The sequence below is a fragment of the Bacillus altaicus genome, from assembly GCF_042136375.2.
In the GTDB taxonomy this organism is placed as follows: domain Bacteria; phylum Bacillota; class Bacilli; order Bacillales; family Bacillaceae_G; genus Bacillus_A; species Bacillus_A cereus_U.
Map to the genome: position 1 here is coordinate 928158 of NZ_CM143394.1, position 19978 is coordinate 948135.

Consider the following 19978-nt stretch of genomic DNA (forward strand, 5'->3'; position numbering starts at 1 on the left):
TTTACCCCGCATTAACGGGCAGTAAGACTCCCACCTCAAATTTCGACGAATACGAGGAAGTTAGGTGGGAGATCAACTGCCCGTAAAAGCCCGATTGGTTCAACTAATAATCAGTGGGGGATAGACAAAACCCCCACTGATTAAAGTTTCACTTTATTTTTTTATATTATTCCGTTACAACTGAAGCGATAAATGGTAAGTTACGATATTTTTCTGCACAGTCGATACCGTAGCCAACGATAAATTCGTCTGGAATTTGGAAGCCAACATATTCAGCTTTTAAGTCCACTTTACGGCGTTCAGGTTTATCAAGTAACGTACAGAATTTCAATGCTTTTGGTTTATGCATAAAGAAGTGATCTTTTAAGAAGTGAAGTGTTAAACCAGAATCGATAATGTCTTCTACGACAATTACGTTTTTTCCAGTAATGTTTACATCGATATCTTTTAATAGTTTTACTTTTCCAGTTGTTTCTGTTTGATTTCCGTAGCTAGATGCAGAGATAAAGTCGATAGTTACTTCGTTTTTAATGTGACGAATTAAATCAGCAGCGAATACGAAAGATCCTTTTAATACAGCGATTACTACGATTTCTTCTCCTTCAAAATCACGTTCGATTTGAAGAGCTAGTTCTTTTACTTTTTCTTGTAATTGTTCTTCAGAAATTAAAGTGTCTTTTATTTCAATTTTCATTTGAATCCTCCTACAGTGTAAAACTTGTGAACATTTCGACTGTAAAGGATAGAAAGGGAAAAGTCAAAGAAGTTATAAGGTTTTTACAGAAAGTCCCACAAAATAGTCAGATGATATGATATACTAATCACATTAAGAAAACGCTTCCACAAAGGGTGATTATGATGAAAAAGAAACAGTATACAAGTGTAACATTTATAAAAGCATTGCTTTTAACAATTGTTCTTGGCATGTTGGCTTACATAATTGATGTACCTGTAATTCGCATTTCACTAATTGGAATGACTTTAGTATTAGGCGCAATTTCCCACGGTATGATGTCACAGCTGCAAGAGGCTGGACTTGATGATATGAAAGATCATATAGATAAAGTGAAACTTTAATCAGTGGGGGTTTTTGTCCATCCCCCACTGATTATTAGTTGAACCAATCGGGCATTTACGGGCAGTTATCTCCCACCTAATTTCTTCGCATTCGCTGAATTTTAAGGTGGGAGTCTTACTGCCAGTTAATGCGGGATAAGAAATGAGAAACCTTCACATATATATAGTGAAGGTTTTTTCGTTTCTTACAAAAATGTAAGGTGATTTGTAAGACAAATCGATAGTTGCATTGTAGTGTTTTGGATAAACTATAAGTGTAAGGTAAAAGGTAAGCATATTTTAGGTAAATTAAGTTTTAGGCACTCTATATGTGAAAAAGGAGTAGGAGGGCATGGAGAAACATTGGACGACTTTTTCTTTTTTAGCAACTAGTAACACCGTAATGCTAGCTGGAGAAATGGATTTTTTGCAGATGTTTGATCGAGAAGACGATCATTCTTCTTCTAAATTTACAATGAAATGGAGTAAGTGGAGCGATAGTTGTAAATTGGAAGAAGAGACCCCTAACGAAAGGCAAAAAATTATTTTAACAAATCCTATTAAAGCGTGGGTCGTTCAATGTCGTAAGTGTAACGTCAAAAATCACTTCAAGAAAACTGAGCCGAGACAATTAGTTATCACTCCGGCCCTTTCTACTTCTCAATCACGCGAAAGTAACAAATAAATATCGAGACACATCCAAAGAAGCATCGTATTTATACGGTGCTTCTTTCTCGTCCATAAAAAGTCCCTTAGCGTAGGAAAGATTTGTTATGATTATAAAGGAATCTTACATTTTGCATATGGTAGGAAATATGATGGAAGTAAAATTAGAAAAGGTGTGTATGATGAAAAAATACAGTGTAATTGCAGTAGCAAGTTTGTTGGCAACAAATCTATTAACATTTCCTTCTAGTTCGCTAGCGGAAATTGAAAATAAAACAAGAAATAATATAGAAGCTTTACAGAGTATACATAGTGATAGACAGAGTGAGTTGCAAAAACAATTAGAAGTTATACAAGAGCAACAAATAGAATTAGAAAAAAGAACGGATATTTTGAAACAGCAGGAAGAGCTATTTGTTAAGGTTGACGAATTAAAACAGAAAAAAGAAGAATTACTAAAACAAGATAGCGAAGATAAAGGACAATTAGAAGAAGTTCAGCAAAAATTAGATGAATTAAAGAAACAACAAGAAGAACTTGAAAAGAAGAATCCGTTAGAACTAAAAGAAAAGAAGATTGATGAAAAGAATAACCAAGAAGAAACAAAATCGAATGAATTAGAGGAACAAAAAAAGAAGGAAGAGCTTGAAGAGAAGAGTCGATTAGAAGTAAACGAAAAGAATAAACAAGAAGAGACAAATCCTGAATTAAAAGAGAAGCAAAAGAGAGAAGAATTAAAGAAACAGCAAGAGGAATTACGAATAAAACAGCAACAATTGGAGAAGCAGCAAATAGAGTTAAAACAGAAAGAAGAGCAAGCAAAACAAGAAATTGAATTAAAACAGAAAGAAGAGCAAGCAAAACAAGAAATTGAATTAAAACAAAAAGAAGAGCAAGCAAAACAAGAAATTGAATTAAAACAGAAAGAAGAGCAAGCAAAACAAGAAATTGAATTAAAACAGAAAGAAGAGCAAGCAAAACAAGAAATTGAATTAAAGCAAAAAGAAGAGCAAGCAAAACAAGAAATTGAATTAAAGCAAAAGGAAGAGCAAGCAAAACAAGAAATTGAATTAAAGCAAAAGGAAGAACAAGCAAAACAAGAAATTGAATTAAAGCAAAAGGAAGAACAGGAAAAAAGGGAAGTAGAATTAAAACGGGCAGTAAGTAATTTACAAGCAGCACCACAATCATTCCCTGATGTTCCAGGGTGGGCGGAAGAGTCTGTTACTTATTTAGTGAATAAAAAAGTAATTACAGGAATGCCAGATGGAACATTTTCACCGAATAACGTATTAAGTAGGGCTGAAGCGGCTACAATTATGGCTAAAGTTTTAGGATTAGAAGTTAAAGAAGGGGACAAGCCAACCTTTATAGATTCGAAAGATCATTGGGCATCTTCCTACATTGCAGCGGTGGAAAAAGCAGGAATTATTAAAGGTGAAGGAAATGGGAAATTTAATCCGTACGGTCAAATGACAAGAGCGGCAATGGCAACAATGCTTGTACAAGCATATCAATTAGATTCGAAAGTTAATGGAGAATTACCGACATTATTTAATGATGTGAAAGATCATTGGGGCGAGAAATTCATTAATATTTTAGTAGAATTAGGTATATCAAGTGGTATTAATGGAACACAGTGGCAACCTGATAAATCGATAACACGTGCTGAGGCAGCTCGACTTGTTGCGGTGACAGATAAATCTAAAGATAGCGAAGTAAAAGTGAAAAAGGTAAATATAACGAAAAATTTCTTTACTTATAATGGTCCATCATTATCATCAGGTATTTCAAATGAATATGCATCACAAGAAGTAAGGGTATATGAAGAAAGAGACGGTGGATGGATAAAAATTTATACGGATTTGGGTTTTAAGTGGGTGTGCTTAACTGAGAAGAAAGTAAATATAACGAAAAACTTCGTTACATATAATGAATCGTCATTATCGTCTGGTATTTCAGGCGAGTATACTCCGCAAGCAGTGACAGTTGTTGAAGAAAGAGAAGGCGATTGGATTAAAATTCGGACTAGTGTAGGCTATAAATGGGTATGTCTAACTGAAAAGAAAGTACAGATTGATAGAGACTTTACTACTTATGATGCTCCGTCACGGTCTGCGACTGTTTTAGCGTATTATGGACCACAAACAGTAACTGTTGTAGAAGAAAGAGGAACGTGGCTTCGTATAAGTACATATGCAGGATATCAATGGTTGGACACGAAAAAGGAGACAAAGTATTTATCTAAAGTATTTTTTGCATATGACAGCCCTAGTTTTGTATCGCGTGTATCAGGGAAATATTCTCCGCAAACAGTAGAAGTGTATAGCAAAAGAGAAGGCGGTTGGCTTCAAATACAAACTAATAATGGTCTAAAGTGGGTTAATGAAGGCAATATTAATCGTAGTCAAGTGATATTGAATGTACCGTCAATTTATCAATTCCCAGAATTACACAATGGCTGTGAAGTAGTTTCTTTACAAATGCTTGTGGAACATCAAATTGGTCGCTCATTAAATAAAGTAGCATTTGCGTTTGAAATGCCTTTTGATCAAACGAAATTAAAGAACTATAAAACCTCATCACAAATTTGGGGAGATCCAGATGTAGGGTTTGTAGGTGATGTGACAGGAAATACGCCAGGATATTCTATTAATCCGGAACCATTAAAAAAATTGTTAGATAAATATGCAAGAGGAACGAATTTAACAGGAAATGATTTTTCAGTCTTAGAAGATTATGTGCGAAATGGGAAACCGGTTGTTACTTGGGTAACTGTAGCACTAAATAATCCAAGACCGATTACAACGTGGAAAACACCAGGCGGAAAAACAATTTATGGACGAATGAATACGCATGCGGTTGTTCTAACAGGTGTGGATGATAATTATGTGTATTATAATGACCCATTTTATGGGACGAAAAATGTAAAAGTGAGTAAGAGTTGGTTTGCAAGTATTTATAACCAAATGGGGAAGAAAGCTTTAAGTGTAGATTAAATAAAAAAGGTTATCCAAAAGATTATTTTTGGATAACCTTTTTTTATAATGAAATCTTTAACAGAACTCCATTTCATCTGCATCTTATATTTATACCTATTGTTTATTCTAGTGATACATCCGATGCGACGTGATGTAAAACGTATAAGAGGAGAGAATGAAAATGAAAAAGAAACTATTACCAATTTGTGCAATGGCACTTTTAACAGTAGGTTATTCTTCGGTAGCGAGTGCTTCAACTGGAACACTGACAAAGGAAGAAGCAGCGCAAGTACAGTCAGATGTAGCTAAAAAGGAAGCAGCAATTCAGGAACAGCAAAAAAATGATGCAGAGAAAAAGCAAGCGGCCCAAGTACAAGAAAAAAGTGATGTCGCTAAAAAAGAAGAAGCAATAAAAGCGCAACAAAAGAACGAAGTAGAAAAAAAGGGAGCAGCACAAGTACAAGAAAAAGGTGATGTGGCTAAAAAAGAAGAAGCAATTAAGGTACAACAAAAGAACGAAGTAGAGAAAAAGGGAGCAGCACAAGTACAAGAAAAAAGTGATGCAGTTAAAAAAGAAGTAGCAAAGCCAGCTGTACAAGGTGAAAAATTACCAAACACAGCATCAAATAATGTAGCAATGATGGCACTAAGCACATGTCTTGTAGGGATAGGGACATTATTTGGTTTGAAGCGTCGTAATAAAGTTAAGGCGTAAATAAAATATTTTCCTATAAAGAATGGGATAATTTCATATATTAAAAATGGTAGGTTATTCCTACCATTTTTTGCATGGAGGGATGGAACATGAAGTTACTCAATTATATCGGTATCATATTGATGGCCATAGGGCTATTCATGGGATCATATTACGCTGTGGAATGGTATAAAGGAAAAAGCTCTGCTCAAGAATTAACGAAAGAAGAAATAAAGAGCCTTAAAAACATACAAGATAATCAACTTTCACATGAAACACCTGTAACTTCCCAAGTACCTTCTTCTCAAACACAACATAAAGAAGGAGAAAAGGTAGCGATGTTAAATATACCGAAAATAAAGAAGAAGTTTTCTATATATTGGGGAGCGAATGATGCAACTTTGAAAAAAGGAGTAGGTATGTTTGTTAGTGATTTAACGACAACTCCATCTGGAGGGGGACATACTGTACTCAGTGGGCATCGAGATACTGTATTTACAGATTTAGGAGAGTTAAAAGAAAAGGATACTCTTATTTTAGAGTATGATAATAAAACTTACACATATGAAATTCAAAAGACATGGATTACCCATGCGGATGATCGTACTGTTATTATAAAAAAAGAAGAACCAATATTAACACTGACGACTTGCTATCCATTTGAGTATATAGGAGATGCACCAGATAGATATATTATCGAGGCGAAGTTAACTGGTAGTTATTCAAAATAAAGTGGGGGCTTTTATGGGAAGTTAATCTCCCACCTAAGTTCCTCGCATGTACCGAATTTTGAGGTGGGAGTCTTACCGCCCGCAAATAGCGGGATAAAATTGTAGTTTCTGAAAGTGGGAGGGGGATACATAAGTTATGTCAAAAAACATTTTAATTGTTGAAGATGAAGATATTTTACGTGAAATATTAAAAGATTATTTTTTGAGTGAACAATATAAAGTGCTTGAAGCGAGAGACGGGAAAGAAGCCTTAGCTTTGTTTGAGGAAGAAGAGGTTGATTTAGTTATACTCGATATTATGTTGCCGGAACTAGATGGATGGTCTGTTTGCCGAAGGATTCGTAAGACGTCCCAAGTACCAATTATTATGCTGACAGCACGCGTAGATGAAGATGATACGTTACTTGGGTTTGAACTTGGAGCAGATGATTATGTGACGAAGCCGTATAGCCCGCCAATTTTATTAGCGAGAGCGAAACGATTATTGGAAAGTAGAAAAGCTTTGAAAGAATCTCCAAATAGTGAAGATGAAACAATATGTATTCATGGAATTTATGTTCACTTCCCATCTCGTACTGTTACTGTTGATGGAGAAAGTATTGCTTTAACACATACAGAGTTTGAAATATTAGTGTATTTTATGAAAAACCAAGGAATTGTACTAACAAGAGAGCAATTAATTTCAAGAATTTGGGGATATGAATTTGCTGGTGATGATCGAACAGTTAATAGCCATATTCGTAATTTGCGAAATAAATTAGGAGAGAAAGCAAAGCACATTACAACTGTAGTGCGAACAGGTTATAAATTTGAGGGGAACATATGAGAAAAGGGATTGTGCTTAAATTATTTACCCTTACAACGGCCTTATGCATGTTGATTTTAGCGACGATATTTATTGGACAAACGATATTTTTTAAACAATATTATGCGAATCGAAAAGTGGAAGATATTAAAGTGAATTTAGATTCCTTTGAAAAGAGTTATGTAAATTATGCGGGAAGTGCAGAAGGAATTCAGAAGCTGGAGCAAGACTTTTTAAGAGAAAATAATACGTGGATTACGATATTAGATCAGAATGGGAATTTAAAACATGTGGATGATTTTTATTTTGAAGTAACGATAGACCGTAGGCAACAAAAGAGCTTTGGAAAACAAATATTCAAGATTCCCTTAGGTAATCTCGTCAATATAGAGGAGATTGATAATAAATTATCAGAGCAGTTTTTAGGACAAGAAATTTATTTTTCTGGAGTGAGAAAAGAAGATAGTTTTATTCCGTTCTCTTTTTCTTTAGCTAAGCAGAATTTAAGTGGATCTAATAAACCGTTAGAAAAAGCGTTTCAGGAGAAAATGATTAAATCAGATGAGGAAAAAAAGAAAGCTGATCAAGAGTCAATTGTTAAGGAAAAGAAGCCAGTCGTTCAGGAACAAGCTACTCAGGAATTAGGTGCTTACATAGGAGGACGTGTTACGAAAGTACAGTTCCCCGATGTAAAAGGTCCTGTGAATCCAATTTATAAAAATAGTTTATTCTTAGATAGAATAAAGGAATTTCAAACTGATTTATTATTAAAAGAGAGTAATCATATACAGTATTCAACACAAATAACGGACTATGAAAAGAATGATATAAAATATAAATTATTAATTAAACCAAAAAAAGAAAAAGACGGATCGGTAACATATATATACGCGATGGCTTCTTTGCAACCTGTCGATGAGGCTGTACAAATGGTGCAAGATTATTACATCTATATTGTTGCATTTGTAGTCGTTCTAATTTTTCTAGCTTCGTTTTATTACTCAAAACAAATTGCAAAACCGTTACTAAAAATAAATGATACAACGAAGAAAATAGCTCATTTGGATTTCACAGAAAAAATTCCGATTACTTCAAAAGATGAAATTGGTGATTTATCGCAAAATATTAATACATTATCTAATAAACTACATTCACATATTGGACAGTTAGAACAAGATATTGAAAAAGAAAGAAAGTTAGAAAACACCAGGAAAGAATTTATTGCAGGCGTTTCGCATGAATTAAAAACGCCGCTGAGTATTATGAAAAGCTGTATTTCTATTTTAAAAGATGGGGTAGCTGAGCATAAAAAAGAATACTATTTTCAGGCGATGGAAAAAGAAGTAGACAAGATGGATATACTAATTTTGGATATGCTTGAATTAGCTAAATTTGAGTCTGGCACATACAACATGAAGATGGATTCTTTCTATATCGATGGAGTGATTGAAGAAATATGTGAACAGCTTTCATCGGAGATAGAGAAAAAAGAACTGATTGTGCACAAGCATATATATCCAGCTGAAGTGGTTGGGAATCAAAATAGAATTGAACAAGTAATAGTGAACTTCATTACGAATGCAATACGTTATACACCAGAAAAAGAGGATATTATTATTTCCGTAATAGATGAGAAGAATCGTATAGAAGTGTGTATTGAAAATAAAGGTTCTCACATTGAAGAAGAACAATTAGATAAAATTTGGGATCGTTTTTATCGCGTGGATGCGGCACGGAAACGTTCACAAGGTGGAACAGGGCTTGGCCTTGCAATTTCAAAGAATATTTTAGAACTGCACAATGCTGAATATGGGGTGAAGAATACCGAAGATGGTGTGTTATTTTACTTCTATTTACCGAAAAAAGCGTAGACAATACATGTTACGCTTTTTTTTAAGTTATTTTCATATTATCTTTACTTAATCTTTATTTTTACGCAGTATAATCTGTTTAGAATATGAGGTTATGTAAGGAGTAGATTAGCCGTGAATAGCAATTTACTAGGTGTGATGGTATTTATTTTCTTTTGTGCATTTATTGTATTTATTATTGATATTACGATATGAAAAAAGAGCGCTAATTAAGCGCTCTTCTTTTTTGTATTCATTTGATAAGCACCGATGCTTTTGAATAAGCGTGGTGAAGTTGTAAATAAAAGAATTAGTAATACAGTACATAGTATGAAAGAGCCGATCATAGTACTGCCGTTTACAATTAATGAATATAAGACAGCTGATTGTCCTTTAGGTGCATATTGACCAAAGAAAATAATACCAGCAATAAAGTGACAGAAATAGCGTGCAAAGCTGCCGACAAATGTGGCAAGGATAATGTAAACGAGTGCTTTTTTTCCTTTGTTTTGTTTTGGTTTATCTTTGCGACTACCAAAACTTGAATGCTCTGCATTACTGTTGTCTGAGGCAAGTGCTTTTTGAATTGGACGATAGAATAAACCAGCAAAGCCGATAAAGGAAAAGGCAATGAAGTACTCAATGAATGCTTGAACAGGTGTTAGAATGTAGGCATTACCTACGACGATTTGTAATAGCCCCCAAATTAAGCCTCCTAAGAAAGCACTTTTGAAGCCCCAGCGGTATGCAATAATAAAAATAGGAATCATAGCAAATGAGATGGAACCGCCTGTTGGAAGTTTAATTGATAATGGTAGAATGTCGATAATCAAGGCGAAGGCTGCAAGAATTGCAGATTCGATCATCGCTTGTAAATTGGTGTTACGCATGTTGTCTCCCCCTAAATCCAAGTTGCACAAAAAAGAACATTATCATAGGAGGATACGAAATACGTAAATAAAAAAGAGGTATGTATTTCGGACGTTTGCACAATCCCTGCGTTAGCATTAACTAACAGGTTCAAAGGGTCGGAACGAAATGTTCCCTCTCAGCGGTAAGGCTCCCCCCGTGATAACGAGATTCTTTATTTGTTATTATTTATTGTAAGCGAAATGGATGAGAATGGCAAACGAATACCTTATGACAATTATTGAAATAGAATTGTATTGAAATGTTAATAAATATGAAGTGAAAAGGTATAGTCCAAGTGAAATAGAGTATGATATAATTTTTTTGAAAATAATTATCATTCTCTTCTGAGGGGGAAGGTTATGAGCTTAGTAGATATTAAAATTGGTGAGAAAGTGTTAGTAAAAAGTATTCAGTCGTTAGATCAGTTATTAAAGCGTAGACTGGCTGCTTTCGGCCTCGCGGAAGGAAGCGAACTTCGCCTGAAACAGAAAGCGATGTTTAAAGGTCCTTGTACATTGGAGTGTCGTGGACAGTTAATTAGTATTCGTCATTGTGATGCGAAAATGATAAAGGTGGAATTAGCGTGAATAAGGTAGCTTTGCTAGGGAATCCGAATACAGGGAAAACATCATTATTTAATGCACTTACTGGTTCTTATGAGTATGTAGGAAACTGGAGCGGTGTAACAGTAGAAAAGAAGGTTGGTAAATTAAAAGATAAGCAAGGAACATTAATTGATTTACCAGGCGTCTATGATTTGAATCCAGTTTCACGTGATGAAGGTGTCGTTACGAATTTTCTACTAACAGACGAATTTCATCATATGTTAAATATAGTGGATTCTTCTCAATTTGAGCGGAATATGCATTTAACATTGCAATTACTTGAATTTGGTAAGCCCGTTTCAATTGGTTTAAATATGGTTGATGTGGCAAAGCAAAGAGGAATTGTGATTAATGTAAAACGGTTATCAGAAATATTAGGTGTAACAGTCGTTCCTGTCATCGCAAGAACCGGAAAAGGCTGTGAAGAATTACTTACTACTCTTCATGAAGAGAAACAAAAAGAGAAAAAGCCATTCATTATTTCATATGGTGTACAAATGGATGAAGGAATTGGAGAGATAATTGCTCTTTTAGAGACAGCGAATTATGAGCATCCGAGATGGTTAACCCTACAATTTCTAAGCAATAACGAAGTAGTAGAAAAAGAAATGAAAGCACTACCAATTTATAAGGAACTTATAGCCATTCGATCTCGTTTAGATGGAAAACTTGATTGTACGTTAGAAGAGCACATTTACAAGACTCGTGAAGCGTATATTGAAAAGTTAAAAACAAATGTTATGCAACATGAGAAAGAAGGAAAAATTCCTTTTTCGGAAAAAATCGATAGGTTAATTACACATAAAATTTTAGGACTTCCAATCTTTTTAGCAGTTATGTTTTTTATTTTTCAGGTTACGTTTACGTGGATAGGTACACCTTTATCTGATATGCTTGATGGATTTTTTGGCGGACAACTTACTGATTGGGTTACAGCTGGTCTCACAAGTGTTGGCGCTTCTGATTTTATTCAAGCGCTCGTTACAGAAGGTATTATTGCTGGAGTTGGTGCGGTATTAGTATTCGTTCCACAAATCTTTGCACTATTCTTCTTCATTTCATTATTAGAAGACTCGGGATATATGGCACGAATTGCAGTTGTTATGGATAGAATTATGGAGTTTTTCGGTTTAAACGGAAAAGCGTTCATTCCGATGATTATCGGCTTTGGATGTAACGTTCCAGGTATTATGGCAGCGAGAACGATTGAACAAGAAAAAGAACGTTTACTTACAGTTCTTGTAACACCATTTATGTCTTGTTCAGCACGTTTACCTGTATATGCATTATTTGCGGGAGTTTTCTTCCCTCATAGTCAGGCAACTGTTGTGTTCTCTTTATACATTGCAGGTATTGTTCTTGCGTTACTCGTTACAAAAATTATGTCTCTTACTATTTTAAAAGCGGAAAAATCTATTTTTGTCATTGAACTACCGCCATACCGTGTGCCGCAAGCGAAAACGCTATGGCTGAGCACGTGGGAGAAAGGTAAAGGATTTGTTCGTAAAGCAGGTACATTCATCTTCGGTGGTTCTGTTGTCATTTGGTTATTAAACTATGCAGGTCCATCAGGATTTGGTGTTGATATGGGAGACAGTTTCTTAGCGATGATTGGTGGATTTATCGCACCACTTTTTGCACCGCTCGGTTTTGGAACGTGGCAAGCTGCGGCATCCCTTTTAACAGGATTTTTAGCGAAAGAAGTTGTCGTTTCTACAATGGCAATTATTTATGCCGTTAAAGAAGATGTGCTAGGAAATGTAATGGGAGCACATTATACTGCGCTATCAGCCTATGCATTTATGTTCTTTATTTTATTATATGTTCCGTGCTTAGCGACAGTAGCTGTCATTAAACGTGAAACAGGATCGATGAAATGGACAGTTTTCTCTGTCATTTATCCGCTCGTTGTTGCTTATGTATTAACGCTCATTATATACCAAGTTGGATCCTTACTCGGATTCTAGAAGGAGATGTATCGCGGTGATGGTCAATATTATAATTGGAGCTATCATTTTTGGTTATGCAGCATATACTTTAGTTAATTTTGTAAAGAGAAGTAAAAAGGGAAAATGCGCAGCATGCTCTTTAAGTAAGTCATGTCAGTCGCAAACTTGTAGTCCGGATATGGAGCAAATTGCTCATAAATAAAAAAAGCTTTGCGAATTTCGCAAAGCTTTTTTCTTTATTTTTTAATTTTTACAAGTTGTGATGCTTCTACTCCATTTGCTCCAGGTAATTCTTTGCTAGGGTCTTTATCAAACTTCAGTACACCTACAGATTTCTCTTCACCTTTCACATTTCCATATGTCGCATCATCAACGATGGCGAACATATCTGCATAAGAACGGCCATCACCGATAATTGTATTACCTTCATAGTTTAATTTTGAACCATCAAGTGTAGCATTTTCTACTTTATCTTTTGCGAATAATACACCTTGCTCTGTTGTTACAGCTGGTAATTTATCAATTGCTTTTGTGTCGTCATTTTTATCAACTTGTTTAAGTAGTTCTTTCTTAACAAGTTCTTCACCAGTTTTCTTATCCATTACAAGAACTTTTTTATCTTCAAGTGTTGTAAGCTTCATTTTATACATATCTTTTTCTTTTACTTCTTTTTTATTTTTATCTGCAATTTGCGCTACTTGCTCTTCTGTTCCATATAATACAAAGCCGTTCGCTTTTTCTCCTAATAAAGAACAACCTGATAATGCTCCGAATGAAATTGCTGCTGCTAATCCGATTCCTACTAATTTTTTCATGATGATTTCTCCTTTTATATGTTTTATAGTAAATACAGTTTCTGTATTAGTCCTTACAGTATGAGAAGCTTTTTTGTTATTCCGTTGCTTCTGGTATTAGTGTATAAGAAATGTTGAAACGTAACTATCGAGTTAGCTTACAGTAACATTACAATTATGTAATTTAGTAAAATCGCGCAAAAATAAGTTAATTTTGGAGGCAGAAATAATAAGGATATAGTAGGAATACAATATTATATCTGGAATGTCATATTATATTAGTTGTATTTTGGAAATAACATGTAAGGACATCTTAGTTTTGTTATAATAAACACATAGGTTGTAAAAATGAATATTCTTACTGAAAAGGAAGATTTTTAATTTTCCAAGTAGTAAATTTGAAATATGAGGTATATCATAGGAGGAATTTGGATGTCTGTATTTAAACGATTAAGAGATTTAACAATGTCGAATGTGTATTCATTAATTGAAAAAGCTGAAGATCCAGTTAAGATGACGGATCAATATTTACGCGATATGCAAGCGGATGTACAAGAAGCTGAGAAAAGTGTAGCAGCTCAAATCGCACTTGAGAAGAAATTCAAAATATTATTTGAAGAGCAAGAAGCACTTGTGAAAAAACGTGAAGAGCAAGCTCATATGGCTGTTCAAGCTAGCAACTTAGATCTTGCGCGCCGTGCTCTAGAAGAAAAACAAAATGCAGAGCAAAAGATGAATGAGTATAAAGCAAGCTATGAACAAAACAAAGCTGCTGCTGATAATCTTCGCCTTAAGCTAGAAGAAATGCGTAAGCAATTAACAGAGCTGAAAAATAAACGTGAAACACTTGTAGCGCGTGTAAATGCAGCGAAAGCACAAAAGAATATTAATCAGGCGATGTCTGGATTCGATTCAAATTCAGCAAAAGCTGGTTTAAGCCGTATGGAAGAGAAAGCACTTCAACTAGAGGCTGAAGCAGAAGCAAGCGGTGAAATTTACAAGAAAGAAAAGTCGTTAGATGATGAGTTCGCAAGCTTAAACAAAAATTCTGTTGTTGACGATGAATTAGCTCGTATTATGAAGCAGTACGAGAAATAATATAGAATAGACAAAGAAACCGACATGTCTGAAGAGAATTCATGTCGGTTTTCTATTACTATTTTAGAGGAGGTTGTGTAATGACGTGGATGAATGTTTTAGCTATGCTTGTATGGACTGGAGCGAGTGCGGTACTTTTATTTGCAATTATGTGGGTTGATTCGATTTTTACAAAATACAATGATTTAAAAGAAATAAAAAATGGAAACACAGCAGTGACAACACGTTTCGTTATGAAATTATTCGCTCAAGGATACATTTTGTCACAATCGATTACGAAAGCAAATGATTTATGGCAGGCGCTTCTTGCCTCCGCAGTTTCTTTCGCTATTTTATTAGTTGTAGAAATGTTCATTGAGTTTGTGTTAAAGAAAATGTCTGGTTTAGATTTAGAAGAAGGAACGAAAGAAGGCAGCGTAGCACATGCGCTGTTAGCTGGTTCATTACATATCGTTGGGGCACTTATTTTAGGTGCTTGTTTATAAAGAGAAAAGGAGGGGTAGATTGTGAGCTTATTTAAACGTATTAAAAATATAATGAAAAGCCCAGAGCCGCCGAAACCAGAAAAGAGTCTTTTGACGTTAGCTCCTGGCGATATGATTGAAGTGTCGTTAGTCATGTACGAATTAACTGGGAAAACGAGCATGCATTCTCGTAAAGAGATTGTTTTAACTTTGCAGGACGGGAAAGATATTCGTTATTTGAAGATTGAAGACCGTGAAAATACGTATTACAAATTGTATACACCGATTGATGGTCGTTTAGATTCAATCGATGAAATTCCGACGACGATTGAAATGGATGATATAGAGTATCATATGGAAGAACAATATAATGGACGTGTTGTTGTTATGGGGAAAACGCCATTCGCTGCTTCAGAGGAACAGCACGTATGGGAATTCCAGTCTGACAACCGCAAATTATTACGTGTTGAATGGCAAAATGGTCGCACAATGATGTATGAGGGAGAAGCAATTATTCCTGCTGATGTACAAATCATAAGAGCAACATAAGGGGGCGTAATCATGTCAAACCGATTGTTTACCATGATTAAATCGTTCGTAATCCCTATACTTGCTATCGTTACATTACTTGTTATTGCCGGTTATGCTTTATCGGGCTGTCAAAGTGGTCAGGCGAAGTCAATTCAGGACCGTTATCCACTAGAGTCTGTCGCAAAGGATGGTAAACAAGAATCTTACGTGTATAGGGCCGCCAATCGGTCAGTTCCTGAAGTTGCAAAGGAACTTATAGCCGAAAGGAAACCGAAACAAGCATCTAAAGAAGACGAAAATCAAATGTTCCTCGTTTATTCTGATAAAATGTATAATTTACAAAAGGATAAAGAGAAACCATCTGATACGTTAATTGAAATAAGTAATGAAGAATTTGTCCGTCAAAATTACCAGCCATCCTTCTTACAAGGATATATTATGGGGAGTATATTAAACGATATATTCGGTTCACGAAAATCATCATACGGTGATTATCGCGGATATAATGACAGACAAAATCATAAACCGGTTATCCCGGAAAGACCACCTACGAAAGAAGAAAAGAAAACCCCACCTCCAATTACGAAGGAAGGGAAAGGATCTATTATTAAGCGAGGCGATAATGTAGATCCGAAATCATCTGTAGGTGATAAAGGGAGTATTACGGAAAAAGGAAGTAAAACGACGCCTCCGCCTTCTACCGGAAGCAAAGGGAAAATCACGAAAAATCCAGGTGGCTCGAGCGGATCTGATGTGAAGCCGAAATCATCTATTAAAACACCACCAAAGAATACGTCTCCCCCGAAAACAAGGGTTGGCGGTTCAGGGAAAATTTCGAAGAGAAGATAAAGTGAAACTTTAATCAGTGGGGGTTTTGTCCATCCCCACTGATTATTAGCCTTCACCAATCGGGCATTTACGGGCAGTTATCTCCCACCTAAATTCCGCGCATTCGCCGAATTTTGAGGTGGGAGTCTTACTGCCCGGCAAATAGCGGGATAAAGGAAAACCCAAGGAGCAGGTAAGCACTTCTTGGGTTTTTATTATTGTGTATGTCATTTGTTTTTATTTAAAAATTGTAGTGTTTTATCGAATGTTTCTTTTCCTGCTGGTGTATTCATGTTGAACTGAAATTCATGCGCTAACTCGCCAAAAATACTTTTATCAAAGAAAAGACCGTCTACAGCTACATCTTTGCTTTGTAATGTTGAAAATAATTCCTTACCTTGATCTTCGAATGAGGCAGTATTACCATCTGTAATAAACGTTGGTGGATAATCTTTTGTTACATGCTTTGAAATTGAAGCAATGTTCATTTCCGGTAATGTTTCAAAGTTTTTTGTTCCAAAGTATGCCCAACCAGTCGTGCGCATAAAATCTTGTATTTGTTTAGATGTTTCCACTTTAGCTAATGCAGGCATGTTATAAGGACCACAATATAACAAAACACCTTTTATAGTAGAAGGGTTAATAATAGCATCAATCTGTGCTAATTTTGCATATGGCGGGGAAGTTTGAATTGTAACAAATTGACCAGATATTTGTGCCCCAGCAGAATCCCCCGCAAAATAAATAGTATTTAGTTTTAAATTATATTTCTCTTCATTATTTTTTATATATGTATAAGCTTCACCGAGCTGGAGTACGGGAGTAGGATATTTGCTTTTAGGAGCAAGGGCATAGTTAATATTTACTACCGCATAACCACGCGCTGCTAATTCTACTGCATAACCAGTAATTTGCGATTTATCTCCACCTACAAATCCACCACCATGCACCCAGAAGATAACGGGTGTTTCTTTCGTATGATTTTTAGGATAAATAATATCTAATGTGCCGTCTGGAAATTTAGAATGATAGTCAATATCTTCAATGATTTTTGTTTCTTTTAAAGCATTTTCATAGTTATCAGATTGAAATATCATGCCTTTTTCAAAGACTTTTTTTATAATAAATGCTTTTGGATTTGGTGAAAGAAACCAGTAACTTAGTCCTGAGAGAATGAGTCCTAAAATAATTAGAAGAGCGATGAAAAGCTTGTTTTTTAATACTCCTTTAGTTTTGTGTTTTTTCATTATCAAATTATCTCCATTTCTTATTTTTATCCCGCTATTGGTGGGCAGCCCTCCTTATCTAGTACACTCTTGTTAATAATATTATGAAGTTTTTGGAAAAGTCTACCTGAAAATGTATTTTTCTTTTAGTTTATGACTGCTACAATTAATGTATAGGGAGGGATTGTTATGACTATGTATAAAAGATTTAGTTTGATTATGTTCCTCGTCTTATTTCTAAGTTTGTTCATTAGTACAACGATGAAGTTTAGCTTTATTTGGGGTGTTTTATGGGGAATATGTACATGTACTCTTTTTCTGTATATTCCGCTGCGCTTTCAACATGAAGTGAACGCCTTTCAAAAGTATGTAGATTGGATTAAAAGAGGAGAAATGTGGGGGGAGTAAAATTATATCGGCGATTATTGAAATATATCGACCACAACTCAAAATATATCAGCGATTATTGGAATATATCGACCACAACTCAAAATATATCAGCGATTATTGAAATATATCGACCGCAACTCAAAATATATCAGCGATTATTAGAATATATCGACTTACCGACAAAAACTGATAACGATAGCAACTTAATAAGAAGAAGAGGCTGTGCCAAAATTTTGGCACAGCCTCTTTTTTCATAACGATTAATGAATATCACGTTTCTTGAAATTACCGCCTTTTACTTCTGCTACGTCATAAACTGTAATAAAGGCATTAGGATCGATTTCATTAATAAGGTCTTTCATTTTACTTTCTTCTAAACGGTTAATTACACAAGAGATTTCTTTAAATTTCTCTCTTGAATAACCGCCATAAACTTCATTATATGTTGCGCTTCGGCCTAAACGATCACGAATTGTTTCAACCATTAGTTCAGGTTCTTTTGTGATGATTTTAAATGTTTTCGAACCACTTAAACCAACCTCAACGATATGAATCACTTTCGAAGCGATAAAGTAAGCAATTGCCGAAAGGATAGCTCCTTGAAGACCAAATACTGTTGAAACAAAAATAAAGACAAACATATTTAAGAATAAAATAAGGTCACTTGTTCCAAATGGTAACTTTCGAGAAAGTAATACGGCTAGCATATCGATTCCATCTAATGCGCCGCCGTTACGTAATGCAAGTCCCATACCAAAACCGATAATAATACCACCAACAACAGTAATTAAAAGCGTATCGCCTTCAATAATTGTTGGTACTCCGTGCATGACAACCGTACCCACTGCTAACGAAGCGATACCGATAATTGAGTAAAGCGCAAAGCTTTTACCGATTTGTTTATATCCTAACCAAACGAAAGGGATGTTAACGACTGCGATTAGAAGTCCTAATGGTAATCCAAATAATCTTGAACTAACGATGCTTAAACCAGTTACACCACCGTCGGATACGTTGTTTGGAATTAATACAGCTTCTAATCCGTACGCTGTGATAAGTGCTCCAATAATAATCATCAAAGCTTTTGAAGCGATTTTTAGCTTATTGGGCTTGTTTTTGATAATTTTCTCCATGTAATTTCCTCGTTTCAAACTAGTTTCTTATTTGTTACGTAATTCACACCTAAATTTCATTTTAACATTTAATTTGAAAAAATTCTCCTTTAATGGATGTATGCAGGGAATATTATCACCATATTACCTTTAAAATATTTTTGAAATGAGTATAAGAAATCCCATCCTTTCAAAGGATGGGAGGCTATTAAGAAATTATAAAACTAAGCACGGATAGGAATAAAGCGAATCCTAAAATAGCTCCGCAAACTTTCATATGACGTTTACGTCCCATTACGACAATCGCAACATATTCACGAATCATAGCGTTAGGCCAGTAATAAAACGCAGTTTTGGATCCAATTCCTTGGCTATTAAGATCAGCTTGTCTTGCATATATACCAGCACGGAAAAGGTGGAAATTGTTCGTTGTAAAAATACTTCTATACTTATCTTCAGGCTTTAAAGAATCCATAATTTCTTTAGAGAACGACATATTTTGATATGTGTTTACAGAGCGATTTTCTTGCACTGTATGTTCAAGAGGAATTCCTTTTTCAACAGCGTACTTTTGCATCGCTTCTGCTTCTGGAAGGCCTTCATCCGGACCTTGTCCACCAGAGAAAATGATTGTTGGTGGTGTATTCACAGCAGCTTGTTTCCAATAAAAGTCGATTGCTTTATTAATACGACTTGCAAGTAAAGGCGGTACTTTATCATTAATTAAGCCGCTACCAAGAACGATGATGAAATCTTGATTACGTCTTGGTCTGTTGAATTGGTATAAAAAATAAGCGGTTAAGAAGTTAGATAAGTGTATAAAGAAATATAAAGTTATAAGAGAAATACCAGCGAAAATAGGCCTTAAATGTGATGAGAATAAACTTGCTGGATTTATAATAGGGAGTAACATCAAGAATAAAATCCCTAAAGCAGCAATGAGTGTTAAACAGTTAGTGAAACGTCTTCCTTCTCGTTTCATTAAAATTCTTGCGTTAAGAAATAACCCAAACATTAAAGCAACAATACCGAAAGGAATCATAATGATAAGTGCTAAAATAGGTAAAAACATGATGTAGTATAGATTAGCATTACCTGAGTCATAAGCTGCAAGCATACAAAAAAGAAGGAAAAAACAGAAAAAGGCATTAAATAAAAAGCCGTTTATTATTTTTCGTGGATCTTTTAAGTAAGAGATAAGAAAAATAATAAACAATATAAGAGGAATAATTCCGAAATACATAAATATAGTACACCTCAATTTTTATAATGTTTTTATTGCAACC

General features: G+C 34.9%; 21 protein-coding genes and 1 riboswitch. Of the genes, 15 read left to right on the plus strand and 6 right to left on the minus strand.

Annotation, left to right across the window (positions count from 1 at the left end; genetic code table 11):
• Positions 1 to 166: 166 nt before the first annotated feature.
• Complete coding sequence (gene hpt / locus ACE38F_RS04810; RefSeq protein ID WP_000687586.1) at positions 167 to 694, minus strand: hypoxanthine phosphoribosyltransferase; 528 nt, start codon at positions 692 to 694, stop codon at positions 167 to 169.
• Between the two features lie 161 nt (positions 695 to 855).
• Between hpt and ACE38F_RS04815 the strand changes: the two genes are divergently transcribed.
• The 7 genes from ACE38F_RS04815 to ACE38F_RS04845 all read left to right on the plus strand — a co-directional run bounded on the left by ACE38F_RS04815 (position 856) and on the right by ACE38F_RS04845 (position 8804).
• A complete protein-coding gene (locus ACE38F_RS04815; protein ID WP_215554538.1) occupies positions 856 to 1077 on the plus strand; it encodes a hypothetical protein in 222 nt (73 codons plus the stop codon).
• A gap of 331 nt (positions 1078 to 1408) precedes the next feature.
• Entirely contained in the window at positions 1409 to 1741 is a 333-nt protein-coding gene (locus ACE38F_RS04820; protein WP_375370091.1) for a hypothetical protein, read from the plus strand.
• A gap of 163 nt (positions 1742 to 1904) precedes the next feature.
• A complete protein-coding gene (locus tag ACE38F_RS04825) occupies positions 1905 to 4721 on the plus strand; it encodes an S-layer homology domain-containing protein (protein WP_462782404.1) in 2817 nt (938 codons plus the stop codon).
• A gap of 163 nt (positions 4722 to 4884) precedes the next feature.
• Positions 4885 to 5418: an LPXTG cell wall anchor domain-containing protein gene (locus ACE38F_RS04830; RefSeq protein WP_375370089.1), complete on the plus strand. Its 534-nt coding sequence runs from the start codon at positions 4885 to 4887 to the stop codon at positions 5416 to 5418.
• Between the two features lie 89 nt (positions 5419 to 5507).
• On the plus strand, positions 5508 to 6128 hold the full coding sequence (locus ACE38F_RS04835) for a class D sortase (protein ID WP_375370088.1): 621 nt from the start codon (positions 5508 to 5510) through the stop codon (positions 6126 to 6128).
• 136 nt (positions 6129 to 6264) lie between these two features.
• Positions 6265 to 6954: a response regulator transcription factor gene (locus tag ACE38F_RS04840; RefSeq protein WP_375370087.1), complete on the plus strand. Its 690-nt coding sequence runs from the start codon at positions 6265 to 6267 to the stop codon at positions 6952 to 6954.
• Positions 6951 to 8804 (plus strand): sensor histidine kinase, encoded by a 1854-nt coding sequence (locus tag ACE38F_RS04845; protein ID WP_375370086.1) that lies wholly within the window; start codon positions 6951 to 6953, stop codon positions 8802 to 8804. Before ACE38F_RS04840 ends, ACE38F_RS04845 begins: the two co-directional genes overlap by 4 nt.
• 209 nt (positions 8805 to 9013) lie before the next feature.
• On the opposite strand, the gene thiT is transcribed toward ACE38F_RS04845, so the two are convergent.
• Positions 9014 to 9673, minus strand: a complete 660-nt coding sequence (thiT, locus tag ACE38F_RS04850; RefSeq protein WP_375370085.1) for an energy-coupled thiamine transporter ThiT — start codon at positions 9671 to 9673, stop codon at positions 9014 to 9016.
• Positions 9674 to 9758: 85 nt separating this feature from the next.
• A riboswitch (TPP riboswitch) is annotated at positions 9759 to 9860 on the minus strand.
• Positions 9861 to 10054: 194 nt separating this feature from the next.
• Here thiT and ACE38F_RS04855 point away from each other — a divergent pair.
• From ACE38F_RS04855 to ACE38F_RS04865, 3 genes are read left to right on the plus strand one after another with little or no spacing between them, the layout of a single operon-like run.
• Positions 10055 to 10282 carry a FeoA family protein gene (locus ACE38F_RS04855; protein WP_000060512.1) on the plus strand — a complete coding sequence of 76 codons (228 nt, stop codon included), beginning with the start codon at positions 10055 to 10057 and terminating at the stop codon, positions 10280 to 10282.
• Positions 10279 to 12267: a ferrous iron transport protein B gene (gene feoB, locus ACE38F_RS04860; RefSeq protein WP_375370084.1), complete on the plus strand. Its 1989-nt coding sequence runs from the start codon at positions 10279 to 10281 to the stop codon at positions 12265 to 12267. Before ACE38F_RS04855 ends, feoB begins: the two co-directional genes overlap by 4 nt.
• A gap of 16 nt (positions 12268 to 12283) precedes the next feature.
• The gene (locus ACE38F_RS04865; protein WP_000989601.1) at positions 12284 to 12451 is read left to right on the plus strand and encodes a FeoB-associated Cys-rich membrane protein; all 168 of its coding nucleotides are present in this window, start codon (positions 12284 to 12286) and stop codon (positions 12449 to 12451) included.
• Between the two features lie 34 nt (positions 12452 to 12485).
• Here ACE38F_RS04865 and ACE38F_RS04870 read toward each other — a convergent pair whose 3' ends face one another.
• Positions 12486 to 13064 (minus strand): lipoprotein BA_5634 family protein, encoded by a 579-nt coding sequence (locus tag ACE38F_RS04870; RefSeq protein ID WP_375370083.1) that lies wholly within the window; start codon positions 13062 to 13064, stop codon positions 12486 to 12488.
• A gap of 411 nt (positions 13065 to 13475) precedes the next feature.
• Here ACE38F_RS04870 and ACE38F_RS04875 point away from each other — a divergent pair, with 411 nt between their 5' ends.
• From ACE38F_RS04875 to ACE38F_RS04890, 4 genes are all read left to right on the plus strand, one after another.
• Entirely contained in the window at positions 13476 to 14141 is a 666-nt protein-coding gene (locus ACE38F_RS04875; protein ID WP_002015754.1) for a PspA/IM30 family protein, read from the plus strand.
• A gap of 80 nt (positions 14142 to 14221) precedes the next feature.
• The gene (locus tag ACE38F_RS04880; RefSeq protein WP_215554529.1) at positions 14222 to 14626 is read left to right on the plus strand and encodes a DUF350 domain-containing protein; all 405 of its coding nucleotides are present in this window, start codon (positions 14222 to 14224) and stop codon (positions 14624 to 14626) included.
• A 21-nt stretch (positions 14627 to 14647) separates the two neighbouring features.
• Positions 14648 to 15154: a DUF4178 domain-containing protein gene (locus ACE38F_RS04885; protein WP_215554528.1), complete on the plus strand. Its 507-nt coding sequence runs from the start codon at positions 14648 to 14650 to the stop codon at positions 15152 to 15154.
• 12 nt (positions 15155 to 15166) lie between these two features.
• A complete protein-coding gene (locus ACE38F_RS04890) occupies positions 15167 to 15985 on the plus strand; it encodes a DUF4247 domain-containing protein (RefSeq protein WP_131232046.1) in 819 nt (272 codons plus the stop codon).
• A 206-nt stretch (positions 15986 to 16191) separates the two neighbouring features.
• Here ACE38F_RS04890 and ACE38F_RS04895 read toward each other — a convergent pair whose 3' ends face one another.
• Entirely contained in the window at positions 16192 to 17211 is a 1020-nt protein-coding gene (locus tag ACE38F_RS04895; RefSeq protein ID WP_375370082.1) for an alpha/beta hydrolase, read from the minus strand.
• A gap of 168 nt (positions 17212 to 17379) precedes the next feature.
• Here ACE38F_RS04895 and ACE38F_RS04900 point away from each other — a divergent pair, with 168 nt between their 5' ends.
• The gene (locus tag ACE38F_RS04900) at positions 17380 to 17598 is read left to right on the plus strand and encodes a hypothetical protein (RefSeq protein ID WP_215554525.1); all 219 of its coding nucleotides are present in this window, start codon (positions 17380 to 17382) and stop codon (positions 17596 to 17598) included.
• A gap of 242 nt (positions 17599 to 17840) precedes the next feature.
• Here ACE38F_RS04900 and ACE38F_RS04905 read toward each other — a convergent pair whose 3' ends face one another.
• Together ACE38F_RS04905 and ACE38F_RS04910 are read right to left on the minus strand one after the other, a co-directional pair.
• Positions 17841 to 18713, minus strand: a complete 873-nt coding sequence (locus ACE38F_RS04905) for a YitT family protein (protein ID WP_201034406.1) — start codon at positions 18711 to 18713, stop codon at positions 17841 to 17843.
• Between the two features lie 187 nt (positions 18714 to 18900).
• Positions 18901 to 19935, minus strand: a complete 1035-nt coding sequence (locus ACE38F_RS04910; RefSeq protein WP_375370081.1) for a YdcF family protein — start codon at positions 19933 to 19935, stop codon at positions 18901 to 18903.
• Positions 19936 to 19978: the final 43 nt, after the last annotated feature.